Annotated in this window: 13 protein-coding genes and 1 pseudogene; 11 read left to right on the top strand and 3 right to left on the bottom strand. The window is 64.9% G+C overall.

The window, feature by feature from the left end:
• The first annotated feature begins 65 nt into the window (after nucleotides 1–65).
• The 4 genes from AB5975_06785 to AB5975_06770 all read left to right on the top strand — a co-directional run bounded on the left by AB5975_06785 (nucleotide 66) and on the right by AB5975_06770 (nucleotide 3593).
• Nucleotides 66–545: an NYN domain-containing protein gene (locus AB5975_06785; GenBank protein XDR21555.1), complete on the top strand. Its 480-nt coding sequence runs from the start codon at nucleotides 66–68 to the stop codon at nucleotides 543–545.
• An 8-nt stretch (nucleotides 546–553) separates the two neighbouring features.
• On the top strand, nucleotides 554–1159 hold the full coding sequence (locus AB5975_06780; protein ID XDR21554.1) for a PolC-type DNA polymerase III: 606 nt from the start codon (nucleotides 554–556) through the stop codon (nucleotides 1157–1159).
• Between the two features lie 133 nt (nucleotides 1160–1292).
• Nucleotides 1293–2207, top strand: coding sequence for a drug/metabolite exporter YedA (gene yedA / locus AB5975_06775; GenBank protein XDR21553.1), 915 nt, complete (start codon nucleotides 1293–1295; stop codon nucleotides 2205–2207).
• A gap of 54 nt (nucleotides 2208–2261) precedes the next feature.
• Complete coding sequence (locus AB5975_06770; protein XDR21552.1) at nucleotides 2262–3593, top strand: DEAD/DEAH box helicase; 1332 nt, start codon at nucleotides 2262–2264, stop codon at nucleotides 3591–3593.
• A gap of 108 nt (nucleotides 3594–3701) precedes the next feature.
• Here AB5975_06770 and AB5975_06765 read toward each other — a convergent pair whose 3' ends face one another.
• The 3 genes from AB5975_06765 to AB5975_06755 all read right to left on the bottom strand — a co-directional run bounded on the left by AB5975_06765 (nucleotide 3702) and on the right by AB5975_06755 (nucleotide 6731).
• On the bottom strand, nucleotides 3702–4943 hold the full coding sequence (locus AB5975_06765) for a TIGR03862 family flavoprotein (protein ID XDR21551.1): 1242 nt from the start codon (nucleotides 4941–4943) through the stop codon (nucleotides 3702–3704).
• A gap of 148 nt (nucleotides 4944–5091) precedes the next feature.
• Complete coding sequence (locus tag AB5975_06760) at nucleotides 5092–6006, bottom strand: histone deacetylase (protein XDR21550.1); 915 nt, start codon at nucleotides 6004–6006, stop codon at nucleotides 5092–5094.
• A gap of 38 nt (nucleotides 6007–6044) precedes the next feature.
• Nucleotides 6045–6731, bottom strand: coding sequence for a histidine phosphatase family protein (locus AB5975_06755; GenBank protein XDR21549.1), 687 nt, complete (start codon nucleotides 6729–6731; stop codon nucleotides 6045–6047).
• Between the two features lie 179 nt (nucleotides 6732–6910).
• On the opposite strand from AB5975_06755, the gene AB5975_06750 reads away from it, so the two are divergent.
• The 7 genes and pseudogenes from AB5975_06750 (at nucleotide 6911) to AB5975_06720 (ending at nucleotide 13261) form a co-directional block, all read left to right on the top strand.
• Nucleotides 6911–7480 carry a GNAT family N-acetyltransferase gene (locus tag AB5975_06750; protein ID XDR21548.1) on the top strand — a complete coding sequence of 190 codons (570 nt, stop codon included), beginning with the start codon at nucleotides 6911–6913 and terminating at the stop codon, nucleotides 7478–7480.
• A gap of 147 nt (nucleotides 7481–7627) precedes the next feature.
• Nucleotides 7628–8497: an acyl-CoA thioesterase II gene (gene tesB / locus AB5975_06745; protein ID XDR21547.1), complete on the top strand. Its 870-nt coding sequence runs from the start codon at nucleotides 7628–7630 to the stop codon at nucleotides 8495–8497.
• Nucleotides 8494–9089: pseudogene (locus AB5975_06740) on the top strand (HAD family hydrolase). Before tesB ends, AB5975_06740 begins: the two are co-directional and overlap by 4 nt.
• A 102-nt stretch (nucleotides 9090–9191) precedes the next feature.
• Nucleotides 9192–10202, top strand: a complete 1011-nt coding sequence (locus AB5975_06735; GenBank protein XDR21546.1) for an NAD(P)-dependent alcohol dehydrogenase — start codon at nucleotides 9192–9194, stop codon at nucleotides 10200–10202.
• 130 nt (nucleotides 10203–10332) lie between these two features.
• Nucleotides 10333–11445 (top strand): ABC transporter substrate-binding protein, encoded by a 1113-nt coding sequence (locus tag AB5975_06730; GenBank protein XDR21545.1) that lies wholly within the window; start codon nucleotides 10333–10335, stop codon nucleotides 11443–11445.
• On the top strand, nucleotides 11442–12503 hold the full coding sequence (locus tag AB5975_06725) for a FecCD family ABC transporter permease (protein XDR21544.1): 1062 nt from the start codon (nucleotides 11442–11444) through the stop codon (nucleotides 12501–12503). Before AB5975_06730 ends, AB5975_06725 begins: the two co-directional genes overlap by 4 nt.
• On the top strand, nucleotides 12500–13261 hold the full coding sequence (locus AB5975_06720) for an ABC transporter ATP-binding protein (protein ID XDR21543.1): 762 nt from the start codon (nucleotides 12500–12502) through the stop codon (nucleotides 13259–13261). Before AB5975_06725 ends, AB5975_06720 begins: the two co-directional genes overlap by 4 nt.
• The last annotated feature ends 102 nt before the right edge of the window (nucleotides 13262–13363 follow it).

Below are 13363 nucleotides of genomic sequence, written 5' to 3'. Positions count from 1 at the left end.
GGCCTTGTGTCGTGAAAGGGCTGCAACGCAGCCCCAAAATCCCAGACCGGACACGAGGTTCCCAGGTGAAAAAGATCGCGCTGTTCGCCGATGTGCAGAACCTCTACTACACCGTGCGCCAGGCCCATGGCTGCCATTTCAACTACACCGCCCTTTGGGCCGACGTCAGCCGCGAAGGCCAGATCGTCGAAGCCGTGGCCTATGCCATCGACCGTGGCGACGCCAAGCAGCAACAGTTCCAGCAGATTTTGCGCAACCTCGGTTTCGACGTGCGTCTCAAACCCTTCATCCAGCGCAGCGATGGCTCGGCCAAAGGCGACTGGGATGTGGGCATTACCCTGGATGTAATCGACGCGGCAAGCAGGGTCGATCAGGTAGTGCTGGCTTCTGGCGATGGTGATTTCGACCTGCTGCTGGAGCGGGTGATCCAGCGCCATGGCACCGAAGCCGTGGTGTATGGCGTGCCGGGGCTGACGGCGCTGTCATTGATCCGTGCCGCCACCCGCTATGTGCCCATTGAGGGCACACTGTTGCTCAAACACTAAGGTTTTTCATGGAACGTATCGCTGTCATCGACTTTGAAACCACCGGTATTTCCCCCGGTGCCGGTTGCCGCGCCACCGAGGTGGCGGTGGTAATGCTCGAAGGCGGGCGCATTGTCGAGCGCTACCAGAGCCTGATGAACGCGGGCGTGCCAGTGCCGGCCTTCGTCGCCGGCCTGACCGGCATCACCACCGCCATGTTGCGCACTGCGCCGCCGGTGGACAAAGTGATGAACGAGGTGGCCGAGTTTGTCGGTTGCACCCCATTGCTGGCGCACAACGCGGCCTTCGACCAGAAGTTCTGGGACTACGAACTGAGCCGCATCGGTCGCAGCCGCAGCCAGCCGTTCGCTTGCTCTCTGCTGCTGTCACGGCGCCTGCTGCCGGCGGCGCCGAACCACAAGCTGGGTACTCTGACACGTTGGGCTGGGTTGCCGGACACCGGGACCGCGCACCGGGCCATGGCCGATGCCGAAATGGCCGCCAACCTGCTGCAACACCTGACTGGCGTGTTGCGCCAGGACCACGGTTTACAGCAACTTTCGCACGATCTGCTTTGTCGGTTGCAGAAAGTCCCGGCTGCAAAGGTGCGCGACACGCTGGCCAAGTACCGTTAGGGCTGGCCGGCAATACAGGGCTCAAGCCGAACGCACCAAAAGTGTGCCGCTCATTTGAGCCCGTTCTGTAACGTATCTTCGCCCAGGCAGGCCGTTAAACTGAAGCACCCGTAAACGGATTTCGAGTTTTCCCATGCCTGCCGCCCGTCGCTTCCCGCTGTTGCTCATTGGTGCTTTCCTGGCCTTGTACCTGGTTTGGGGTTCCACTTATCTGTTCATTCGTATCGGCGTGGAGAGCTGGCCTCCGATGCTCATGGCCGGGGTGCGCTTTCTGATTGCCGGCGGCCTGCTGTACGGTTTTTTGCGCTGGCGCGGTGTGCCCGCGCCTACCTGGCCGCAGTGGCGGGCGGCAGGGGCAATTGGCTTTTTGCTGCTTAGCTGTGGTAACGGTGGTGTGACCGTGGCCGAGCATGCTGGCGTGGCGTCGGGCGTAGCGGCGCTGGCCGTGGCGACAGTGCCACTGTTCACCCTGCTGTTCGGCCTGTTGTTCGGGCACCGCAATTCGAAGCTGGAGTGGGCGGGCATTGCCCTGGGGCTGGTGGGTATCGGCCTGCTGAACCTGGGTTCCAACCTGCAGGCAAGCCCGATGGGTGCAGCGCTGATCCTGTTCGCAGCGGCGTCCTGGGCGTTCGGCTCGGTGTGGAGCAAAACCTTGCCGCTGCCCCAGGGGCCGATGGCCAGCGCGGCAGAAATGCTGGTGGGGGGGGCGGTACTGTTGCTGGGCAGTGTGCTGTCGGGCGAGCGTATGACGCAGATGCCGACCGCTGCCGGCTGGGGGGCGTTGGCCTATCTGGTGTTCTTCGGCTCGATCCTGGCGTTCAGTGCCTACATGTATTTGCTCAAACATGTGCGCCCGGCAGCCGCCACCAGCTACGCCTACGTCAACCCGGCGGTGGCGGTGCTGTTGGGCATCGTCTTCGCCGGCGAACAGATTGGCGCCGAAGAGTGCGTGGCGATGGCGGTGATTATCGGTGCGGTGGTGCTGATCGGCCTCCCACAGTGGCGCAAGGCGCCTGCGCAGCCGTTGAAAGGCGAAATCTGCAAGTAGGCAGGGGTGATGCGGTAAACTTGCCGCCTTCGCTGAACCCCCGACGGTATTGCCATGAATTTCGCCAAACTCGGCCTGATCGAACCGCTGCTGCGTACCCTGCAGCAGCTGGACTACACCACCCCGACCCCGGTGCAGGCCAAGGCCATCCCCGCCGTGCTGGCCGGCCGCGACCTGATGGCCGCAGCCCAGACCGGTACCGGCAAGACCGCAGGCTTTGCCTTGCCCGTGCTGCAGCGCCTGGCGCTGGAAGGCGAAAAGGTGGCCAGCAACTCCATCCGTGCGCTGGTGCTGGTACCTACCCGCGAACTGGCCGAGCAGGTGCACAACAACGTGCGCGAATACGCCGAGAACCTGCCGCTGAGCACCTACGCGGTGTATGGCGGCGTCAGCATCAACCCGCAGATGATGCGCCTGCGCCGTGGTGTCGACCTGCTGGTGGCCACCCCGGGTCGTTTGCTCGACCTGTTCCGGCAGAACGCGGTGAAGTTCAACCAGGTGCAGACCCTGGTACTGGACGAAGCTGACCGCATGCTCGACCTGGGCTTTGCCGAGGAGCTGCAATCGGTTTACGCGGTGCTGCCCCGCAAGCGCCAGACGCTGCTGTTCTCCGCCACCTTCTCCGATCAGATTCGCGTGCTGGCGGGGTTGGCCTTGAATGACCCGCTCAGTATCGAAGTGAGCCCGCGCAACGCCACCGCGACCAGCGTCAAGCAGTGGCTGGTGCCTGTGGATAAAAAGCGCAAGGAAGACCTGTTCTGCCACCTGCTGCGCAAGCAGCGCTGGACCCAGGTGCTGGTGTTCGCCAAGACCCGTAACGGTGTCGACCAACTGGTGCAGCGTTTGCTGGCCGAAGGTGTGAACGCCGACGGCATTCATGGGGACCGCCCGCAGGCTACCCGTCAGCGCGCGCTGGACAGCTTCAAGGCCCGCGAAGTGCAGGTGCTGGTGGCCACCGATGTGGCAGCCCGTGGCCTGGACATCGATGATTTGCCGCTGGTGGTCAACCTTGACCTGCCGATCGTTGCCGAGGACTACGTGCACCGCATTGGCCGTACCGGGCGGGCGGGCAACAAGGGCGAGGCGATTTCGCTGGTGTGCGCGGATGAAGTGCAACTGCTGGCGGCTATCGAAGTGCTGACCCGGCAGACCCTGCCGCGTCATGAAGAGCCTGATTTTATCCCTGATCATCGGGTGCCGCTGACCGATGCCAGTGGCCAGGTGATCAAGAAACCGAAGAAGCCCAAGAAGCCGAAAGAAAACAGCGCCAAGCGCGGGCTGGGCCGTTGGATGGACAGTTCTGAGGCGGGTAATTCCGAGCCGGCAGTCAAGGCGGTGCGCAAGGTGCCGAGTTTCAATGGTGGGCCGCGCAAGCGTAAGCCCTGAGATTTCGGGGCCGCTCTGCGGCCCATCGCGACACAGTTCAGGCCCGCGCCGTACCTGTGGCAGCGGCCTTGTGTCGCGAAAGGGCTGCGCAGCAGCCCCGGCAATCTTTCAGGAAACCGGCTTAACCCAATCCGCCGCCGCTCGCCCGGCGCGCAAGCCGCTGGCAAAGCACGCCGTTAGCAAATACCCCCCGGTCGGCGCCTCCCAGTCCAGCATTTCGCCGGCACAGAACACCCCCGGCATGCCCTTGACCATCAACCCCTCATCCAGCCCCTCGAAACGCACCCCGCCGGCGCTACTGATCGCTTCATCCAGCGGCCGTGTACGCACCAACGTGATCGGCAATGCCTTGATCGATCGGGCCAGCGCCTGCGGGTCGGCAAAGCTCGCGTGATCAGTCAGCTCCCGCAGCAGTGCCGCCTTGACCCCATCGATACCCAACTGGCTGTGCAGATGCTTGGCCATGGAGCGTGAACCGCGTGGCTTGGCCAGTGCCTGGGCAATTTTGTCCACAGGCTTGTCCGGCAGCAGGTCGAGCAACAGCAGCCCACGGCCGTCACGGTTGATGGCCTCGCGCAGCGGAGCCGACCAGGCATACACCAGGCTGCCCTCCACACCTTGCGCGGTGAGGATGAACTCGCCTTTGCGCGGTGCACTGCCCGGTACGCTGAGGGCAATGTTCTTCAGCGGCGCGCCGGCGAACTTGTCCTTGAGCAAGGCGCTCCAACTGTCTACTTCAAAACCGCAGTTGCTCGGCTGCAAAGGCGAGATATCCACAGCCCGTTCGGCCAGCAGCGGTTGCCAGCTGCCGTCGGAGCCCAGTCGCGCCCAGCTGGCGCCCCCCAGTGCCAGCACCACGACGGCGGCTTTCACCAGCCGTTCGCCCTGTGGATAAGCAATCCGCAAGGCGCCATCGGAGTTCCAGCCCAGCCAGCGATGACGGGTGTGGATAACTACCCCGTTGTCACGCAGGCGCTTGAGCCAGGCACGTAGCAGCGGCGCGGCTTTCATGTCGGTCGGAAACACCCGGCCCGAGGTGCCGACGAAGGTTTCGATGCCCAGGCCGTGAATCCATTGGCGTAATGCGTCCGCATCGAAGTCGCGCAGCAACGCCTCGATCTCGCCCTGGCGTTCGGCATAGCGGGCCACGAACGCCGAGTAGGGCTCGGAATGGGTGATGTTCATGCCGCCGACGCCCGCCAGCAGGAACTTGCGCCCAACCGAAGGCATGGCATCGAACACCTCGACTGACAGGCCTGCCTGGGCCAGTGCTTCGGCAGCCATCAAGCCGGCAGGGCCGCCACCGATGACGACAGCGAGGGGAGAGGATGCGGGGTTCAGATCGGGCATGGTGGGCAGCAGGCTGTGGAAAAGAGGCGCATTCTAGCGCAGCGCTGGCCATGGAAGCACTGGTCAAAAAATGCTCAGAAGTCTGCAGGCCTTGCCATCAAAGGGCTGTAGCGCCTTTCCCGCAGGTTATCCACAAGCGGTTCCACAGTCATTGTGAACAACCGATGACGCGTGCTGCGCTGTGGTGAAGGATGCCGTGGCGTTTGGCCAAGGCTGCGCGGTCCTTGCTGTAACCACCGCCGATCACGCCCACCACCGGGATATCGCGGCCCAGGCAGTGGCGCAATACGGCTTCGTCACGGGCGGCAACGCCAGCATCGGTCAGTTGCAGGTAGCCCAAGGCGTCGTCTTTGTGCACATCGACGCCGGCGTCATACAGCACCAGGTCGGGCTGATACAACGGCAGCAGGTAATTGAGGGCGTCGTCCACCACCTTCAGGTAGGCGGTATCGCCCATGCCACGGGGCAGGGGGATGTCCCAGTCGCTTTGCGCCTTGCGGGCCGGGAAGTTCTGCTCGCAGTGCAGCGACACGGTGATGGCCTCTGGCGTGTCGTGCAGGATGCGCGCGGTGCCATCGCCCTGGTGCACGTCGCAGTCGAAAATCAGCACCCGGTGTACCCGGCCAGCCGCCAGCAGGTAACGGCTGATCACCGCGAGGTCGTTGAAGATGCAGAAGCCGGCGGGGTGGTCGTAATGGGCATGGTGGGTGCCACCGGCGAGGTGGCAGGCGATGCCGTGCTGCAGGGCCATTTCGGCCGTGAGCAGCGAGCCGCCGACGGCGCGCACGGTGCGCCGGGCCAGCGCCTCGCTCCAGGGCAGGCCGAGGCGGCGCTGGTCCTCGCGCGACAGCTCGCCGTTCATGTAGCGCTCGATGTAGCTGCGGTCGTGGGCCAGGGCGAGGATGTCGTTGGGGCAGATGTCCGGGCGCAGCAGGGCTTGGTCGGTGGTCAGCCCGCTGTCGACCAAGTGGTCGCGCAGCAGGCGGAACTTGTCCATCGGGAAGCGGTGTTCGGCGGGGAACTCCGGGCTGTAGTCTTCGTGGTAGATCAGCGGCAGCGGCATGGGGTGTTCACAATCGGGGCCAGTGCTGATCTTGCCAGTTATCGTCCTGCGCTGGCCAATACGCGTTGCCAGTCCGGCTCGTTCAGGCGCCCTCGGATGCGCGCCTTGCCATCGCCATCCACCGACACGAACAAAGCGCTGGCGTAGCTGCTTTGACGCTCGCCACCGGCAACGTTCTGCTGGCGGGCGAAATGGTCGATGCAGCCGTTGTGGGTCACCAGCACCAGGTTGTGCCCCGCACGTTTGCGCGCCAGCGCCTCGCTGGCGAACTGGCTGTCGCAGGTTTCCAGCCAGCCTTCGCTGGCCACCGCCTGACCGAGGATGAAGTGCGCGGTTTGCCGGGTGCGCAGTTTCGGGCTGGTCAGCAGGTCGGCGTTGTGCAGGCCCAGCCGGTTCAGCCCTTGGCCAACACGGGTTGCGGCCTGGCTACCGCTGACGGTGATACCGGTGGGGTCGTCCAGGCAGGGGCCGGGTGCGCTGTCGCAGCGTTCGGCGTGGCGGATCATCACGATCACCGCGCCTTCGGCCCAGTCTTGCAGTAAACCGCTGTCACTCAGTTGTTGCTCGTTGCCAAGGTCCACGATATGCGTCCTCGTCGCCAGCCAGGTGGTCAACGCCGCCACGACCATGCACAGGCCAAGGGCGGCACCGAGGGCTTTGCGAGACAGGCGCCGCTTGCGCCGGGTGTGTATGGCAGCGTGCCCCAGGGTATTGCTCGATTGCATGCGTAGCTCCGTTGGCATGGCCGCGTCTGGCGCGGCAGAGATGGCGGCATTGTGCTGAGGGGCCTGTCGGGGGCCGGTGAAGGGCGTGTGAAAATTGCATTCGGCGGCTACCGGTTGGGTGAAAGCCGAGCCCGCGCCTACGCTGTACACTGCAAGGCGGCAAAACCGGAGCAGGCCCCATGACCCCCATCCTTGAACTGGAAAGCGCACGGCTGGTGCTGCGCCAATGGCACGACGACGACCTGCGCGAGTTCGCCGCGCTGTGCGCCGACCCGCAGGTGATGCGCTACTTCCCGGCGCCCCTGACGCGTCTGGAAGCCGCTGCATTGATCGGTCGGGTGCGCGGGCACTTCAATGAATACGGTTTTGGTTTGTGGGCCCTTGAGCGCAAGGACAGCGGCGCGTTCATCGGCATGACCGGTTTGCTGCACGTGGGCTTCGAGGCCGATTTCACCCCCGCTGTGGAGATTGGCTGGCGCCTGGCCCGCCGTCACTGGGGCCTGGGTTTTGCCAGCGAGGCGGCGTGGACCTGCCTGCGTTGTGCTTTCGCCCAATTGCGCCTGGAGGAAGTGGTGTCGTTCACTAGCGAGAGCAACCTGCCGTCGCAGAAGGTCATGCAAGCCATCGGTATGCAGCAGGACGCGCAGGGCAGTTTCGAGCACCCCCGCCTGCCTGAGGGCCACCCGCTGCGCCCGCATGTGCTGTACCGCATCGACCGCACCCATTGGGAGCGCACCCTGCGCCCCTGAATGCATGGCCATGCCCGGCACCAATGACAAACCCTGTATTATTTGCCCACTTGGAAGGCGCTGCATGTTGCACGTTCAGCGCCTGTGAGATCGAGCGCCGCTCGGGCGGCGCATCGCGAGCAAGCTCGCTCCTACGGAGAACCCCCGATGAGTCATGTGTTGGACGACCTGGTCGACCTGTTGAGCCTCGAAGCCATCGAGGAGAACCTGTTCCGTGGCCGCAGCCAGGACCTGGGCTTCCGCCAGCTGTACGGTGGGCAAGTGCTGGGGCAGTCGTTGTCGGCAGCCAGCCAGACGGTCGAGGACGCGCGCCATGTGCATTCGTTGCACGGCTACTTCCTGCGCCCGGGCGATGCCAGCCTGCCGGTGGTGTACTCGGTGGACCGCGTGCGCGATGGCGGCAGTTTCAGCACCCGGCGGGTGACGGCGATCCAGAAAGGCCAGACCATCTTCACCTGCAGCGCATCGTTCCAGTACGACGAGGAAGGGTTCGAGCACCAGGCGCAGATGCCAGAGGTGGTCGGCCCGGAAAACCTGCCGACCGAAGTAGAACTGGCCCGCGCCATGGCCGACCAGTTGCCCGAGCGCATTCGCGACAAAGTGCTGTGCGCCAAGCCGATCGAGATCCGCCCGGTCACCGAGCGTGACCCGTTCAACCCCAAGCCCGGCGACCCGGTGAAGTACGCCTGGTTCCGCGCCGACGGCAACCTGCCTGACGTACCCGCCCTGCACAAGTACCTGCTGGCCTACGCCTCGGATTTCGGCCTGCTGACCACTGCGCTGCTGCCCCATGGCAAGTCGGTGTGGCAGCGCGACATGCAGATCGCCAGCCTCGACCATTCGTTGTGGTTCCATGGCAACCTGCGCGCTGACGAATGGCTGCTGTACGCAACCGATAGCCCCTGGGCCGGTAATTCCCGTGGTTTCTGCCGCGGCAGCATCTTCAACCAGGCCGGGCAACTGGTGGCATCGTCCAGCCAGGAAGGCCTGATTCGTCATCGCAAGGATTGGGCATGAGCCTCCTTGGCGAGGTGCGCAACTGGGTGTTCGACATGGACGGCACCTTGACCGTGGCGGTGCACGACTTTGCCGCCATTCGCGTGGCGTTGGACATCCCGGCCGAGCACGACATCCTCACCCACCTGGCGGCGCTGCCGGCTGATGAGGCGGCAGCCAAGCATGCCTGGTTGCTGGAGCACGAGCGGGACCTGGCGGTTGCCTCCACGGCGGCCACCGGGGCGGTGGAACTGGTGCGCGCGAACTGGCCGAGCGCGGTTGCCGGCTGGGTATTCTTACCCGCAATGCGCGTGAGCTTGCGCATGTGACGCTGGAGGCCATCGGCCTGGCGGACTGCTTCGCGGTGGAGCACATTCTCGGGCGTGACGAAGCGGCGCCCAAGCCGAGCCCGGATGGGTTACTGAAAATTGCCAGTGCCTGGGGCGTGGCGCCCAGTGAGCTGGTGATGGTGGGGGATTACCGCTTTGACCTGGACTGTGGACGGGCGGCGGGGGCGCGCACGGTGCTGGTGAACCTGCCGGATAACCCGTGGCCGGAGCTGGTGGATTGGCATGCGGCCGATTGCCAGGCATTGAAGGTGATGCTGGGCTGATTCTTGTATTGGCAATGCGGGTCTGTTCGCGGGCATGCCCGCGAAAGGGCCGGACCTGTCTATGCTGAACCCCATTCTTTCTTCTGATACGGAGACCTACCCATGACCAGCAAGGCCATCTACGTACAACCCGGCGGCGGCTACGACAAGGTCGAGGTCGGCACCAGCGAGGCCCTGGCCCCCAAGGCCGGCGAGATCACCGTGCGCCTGCACGCCAGCTCCCTCAACTACCACGATTTCGCCGTGGTCAGCGGCATGTGGGGCCCGAGCGAGCGGCGCATCCCCATGGCCGATGGCGCCGGTGAGGTGGTCGCGGTGGGGGCTGGCGTTACCGAGTTCCAGGTCGGCGACAGCGTGGTCAGCACCTTCTTCCCCGATTGGCTCGATGGCCAGGCCAATGTCGAGGGCTTTGCCCAGGTGCCTGGCGACGGCCTCGATGGCTACGCCCGAGAGCAGGTCACCGCCCGTGCCACTGCGTTCACCCTGGCGCCCAAGGGTTTCAGCCATGCCGAAGCGGCCACCCTGACCACCGCCGGGCTTACCGCCTGGCGCGCGCTGATGAGTGATGATCACCTCAAGCCCGGCGACACGGTTCTGGTGCAGGGCACTGGCGGTGTGTCGATTTTCGCCTTGCAGTTCGCCAAGCTGGCCGGCGCCACAGTGATCGCCACCTCGTCCAGCGATGCCAAGTTGGAGCGCCTGAAAGCGTTGGGTGCCGACCACCTGATCAATTACAAGAGCACCCCGGCCTGGGGTGAGAAAGTGCGTGAGCTGACGGGCAACCGCGGGGTTGATCATGTGATCGAAGTGGGTGGCCCGGCGACGCTGGAGCAGTCGATGATTGCCGCGCGCATCGGTGGGCATGTTTCGCTGATCGGTATCCTCACCGGGGTGGCTGGGCAGTTGCCGCTGGTGCAGGCGCTGGTGCGGCAGATTCGCCTGCAAGGGGTGCTGGTAGGCAGCCGTGCGCAGCAGCAGGCGATGGTGCGGGCGATCGATGCCAACGGCCTGCGCCCGGTGGTGGACAAGCATTTCGAGTTGGAGCAGATCGTCGAGGCGTTCCGTTACCAGGAGAGCAACCGGCATTTCGGCAAGATCTGCCTGACTTGGTGAGGATAGGTGAGGGCGGCTGGATGTAACGGCCACCCTACAAGCCAATACATTCGCGCACATCGGCAGCACAGGGCGGCTGGCTAGAATGCCCCGCTCTGTTGCGATTGGTTCTCTTCAAGAGGATGCCCCGATGTGCCCGACTCCCCTTTTCTGGCAGCGTTTGCTGCCTGTCTTGCTGTTGGCTACCTGCCTCGGCTTCATCCAACCTGCCAGCGCCATGCAAGTGACCGACGTGCTCGGGCGCAAGGTCGAGGTTGACCACCCGCCTCAGCGCATCGTGCTTGGCGAAGGGCGCCTGTTCTTCGCGCTGGCTTTGCTTGACCGTGACAACCCGTTCCAGCGGGTGGTTGGCTGGCAGAACGACATGCGCCTGCTCGACCCGCATACCTATGAGGTGTATGCGCAGCAGTACCCACAAGTGGCCAAGTTGCCGCTGATCGGCCAGGCGTCCGAGCAGAGCGTGAGCGCTGAGCAGATACTGGCGCTCAAGCCCGACCTGGCCATTTTCAGCATCGCCGGTGAGGGCCCGACCCAGCACAGCCCGGTGGCCGATCTACTGGAAAAGGCCGGGGTGCCGGTGCTGTTCATCGACTTTCGCGTGCACCCGATCCGCAATACCCGGGTGAGCATGCAGGCACTGGGCACGCTGCTGGGGCGTGAGCCGCAGGCGGCGGAGTACCTGAACCTGTACGACCGTCACCTGAAGCGGGTAACCGACGGCGTGGCCAGGATCAAGGAAAGCGAGCGGCCCAAGGTGTTTCTCGAACTGTTGGCTGGCGTGTGGCAGGCACCGGGGCATACCACTGGCAAGAGCGGATTGGGCAGCGTGGTCGAAGCCGTAGGCGGGCACAACATTGGTGCCGATGTGGTGCCTGGGGCGCTGGGTGATGTGAGTGTCGAGTACGTGTTGCAAGCCGACCCGGACGTGTACATCGCCACCGGCAACCGCGCGCCCGGGGTGCTGCTGGGGGCTGGCGTCTCCACCGATACGGCACGCCAGAGCCTGGCGAAGATCACCGCGCGCCCCGAGTTCGCCCCGCTGCGGCCGATCCAGGCTGGCCAGGCCCATGGCTTGTGGCATGACTTCTACAACTCGCCCTTCAACATCCTGGCGGTCGAGGCCATGGCCCGATGGGTACACCCGGAGCGTTTCAAGGCGCTCGACCCGCAGGCAACCATGGGTGAAATCAACCGCATGCTCAAGGTCGGCCTGGACGGCCAGTACTGGGTCGATGCCAGGTGACCGCGCTGGCCCACGAAGGCGCGGCGTTGGCAGCCTGGCATTATCGTCGCCTGTTGTGGCGGCGGGCCTTGCTGGTCTTCACGCTGGCGTTGTTGCTGTTGTTGTCGGTACTGGGCGACCTGGCCAGCGGTGCCTCGGGCATGGGCCTGGGGCAATTGCTGCATGGCGTCTTCGACCCGGCGACGTTGAGTGCCACCGAGCGGGTGATCATCTGGAACGTGCGCCTGCCGTACTCGCTGATGGCGGTGCTGGTGGGGGCGGCCTTGGCGCTTGCCGGTGCCGAGATGCAGGCGATTCTAGACAACCCGCTGGCCAGCCCCTTCACCTTGGGTGTGTCGTCATCGGCGGCACTCGGCGCCTCGCTGGCGATTGCCTACCCACTGGGCATTGCCTGGCTGGCGCCGAGCGCCCAGGTGACGGTGATGGCGTTCATCTTCGCCTGCCTGTCGGTGGTGCTGTTGCAGGCCATGTCGCGGTTGCGTGGCGCCGGGGTCGAGAGCCTGGTGCTGTTTGGCATCGCCTTGGTGTTCAGCTGCAATGCGTTGGTCTCGTTGCTGCAATTGCTGGCCACCGAGGATGTGCTGCAGCAACTGGTGTTCTGGACCTTGGGTAGCCTGGCCCGCGCCGACTGGCACAAGCTTGGCATGCTGGCCCTGGTGCTGGGGTTGCTGTTGCCGTTCTCGCTACGAGCGGCACCGGCCATGACCTTGCTGCGCATGGGCGAGGACCGTGCGCGCAGTTTTGGCGTCGATACCCGGCGCCTGCGTTTTGCCTCGCTGCTGCGCATCAGCCTGTTGTCGGCAACGGCGGTGGCATTCGTCGGCACCATCGGTTTTGTCGGCCTGGTCGGGCCGCACATCGCCCGGCTGCTGGTCGGTGAGGACCAACGCTTCCTGCTGCCCGCCAGTGCGCTGGTGGGGGCGTTGATGCTGTCGCTGTCGTCGCTTGTCAGCAAGGCGATCTTGCCGGGGGTGATCGTGCCGGTGGGCATCGTTACCGCGCTGGTGGGCGTGCCGGTATTCGTGGTGCTGGTGTTCCGCCGGGGGAGAAGGTTGTGAGCCTGTTGATCGAGGGTGTTTCGGTGGCCTACGGCGCGCGGCAGATCCTGCAGGGGGTGAGCCTGCCGGCGTTGCCGGCCGGCAGCCTGGTAGCGCTGGTCGGGCCAAATGGTGCGGGCAAATCCACGTTGTTGCGTGCCTTGGCAGGGCTGGAGCGGATGCGCGGTGGTTTGCGCCTGGATGGGCAGGATGTGACGCGCCTGGGCTTTGCCGAGCGCTCACGTCGCCTGGCCTATATGCCCCAGCAGCTACCGCCGGGTATCGCCTTGGGCGTATTGGAAAGCATTGTTGCGGCCTTGCGCGTGAGCGCTGGCAGCGATCTGCTGGGCTGCGCCTTCGATGCGTTGCGCCAGTTGGGCATCGAGGGTTTGGCCGAGCGCTCGCTGGACAGTTTGTCTGGCGGGCAACGGCAGCTGGTGGCCTTGGCCCAGTTGCTGGCACGCAACCCACAGGTGCTGTTGCTAGACGAGCCGACCAGTGCGCTGGACCTGCATTACCAGTTGCGGGTGATGGGCGCTGTGCGCGAACGCGTGCAGGCGCATCGGTTGCTGGCGGTGGCGGTGCTGCATGACATCAACCTGGCAGCCAGCCACGCAGATTGGCTGGTGGTGTTGCGTGAGGGCAGGGTGGTGGCCTGCGGGGCGCCGGTGGATGTGCTGCAGCCGGGGCTGTTGGCTGAGGTGTATGGCGTGGTGGCCCGGGTGGAGCGCTGTTCGCAGGGGCGCCTGCAGGTGCTGGTGGACCGGGCGGTGGCTTGAAAACCGGCCAGATGCGGTCCCTTGTAGGAGCGGCCTTGTGCCGCGAAAGGGCTGCGAAGCAGCCCCCCGATTTATGCGATATAGCTGATGACCGGGGGCCGC

Origin of the sequence: Pseudomonas putida, assembly GCA_041071465.1 — a bacterium.
Lineage (GTDB): Bacteria > Pseudomonadota > Gammaproteobacteria > Pseudomonadales > Pseudomonadaceae > Aquipseudomonas > Aquipseudomonas putida_P.
Note: the sequence above shows the minus strand (reverse complement) of the source record. Positions and strands in the feature narration are given on the sequence as shown.

Excerpts from the sequence above, each read along its gene's own strand:
- AB5975_06780 (XDR21554.1), top strand. The coding sequence starts at position 554 with ATGGAACGTATCGCTGTCATCGACTTTGAAACCACCGGTATTTCCCCC.
- yedA (XDR21553.1), top strand. The coding sequence starts at position 1,293 with ATGCCTGCCGCCCGTCGCTTCCCGCTGTTGCTCATTGGTGCTTTCCTG.
- AB5975_06770 (XDR21552.1), top strand. The coding sequence starts at position 2,262 with ATGAATTTCGCCAAACTCGGCCTGATCGAACCGCTGCTGCGTACCCTG.
- AB5975_06765 (XDR21551.1), bottom strand. The coding sequence starts at position 4,943 with ATGCCCGATCTGAACCCCGCATCCTCTCCCCTCGCTGTCGTCATCGGT.
- AB5975_06760 (XDR21550.1), bottom strand. The coding sequence starts at position 6,006 with ATGCCGCTGCCGCTGATCTACCACGAAGACTACAGCCCGGAGTTCCCC.
- AB5975_06755 (XDR21549.1), bottom strand. The coding sequence starts at position 6,731 with ATGCAATCGAGCAATACCCTGGGGCACGCTGCCATACACACCCGGCGC.
- AB5975_06750 (XDR21548.1), top strand. The coding sequence starts at position 6,911 with ATGACCCCCATCCTTGAACTGGAAAGCGCACGGCTGGTGCTGCGCCAA.
- tesB (XDR21547.1), top strand. The coding sequence starts at position 7,628 with ATGAGTCATGTGTTGGACGACCTGGTCGACCTGTTGAGCCTCGAAGCC.
- AB5975_06735 (XDR21546.1), top strand. The coding sequence starts at position 9,192 with ATGACCAGCAAGGCCATCTACGTACAACCCGGCGGCGGCTACGACAAG.
- AB5975_06730 (XDR21545.1), top strand. The coding sequence starts at position 10,333 with ATGTGCCCGACTCCCCTTTTCTGGCAGCGTTTGCTGCCTGTCTTGCTG.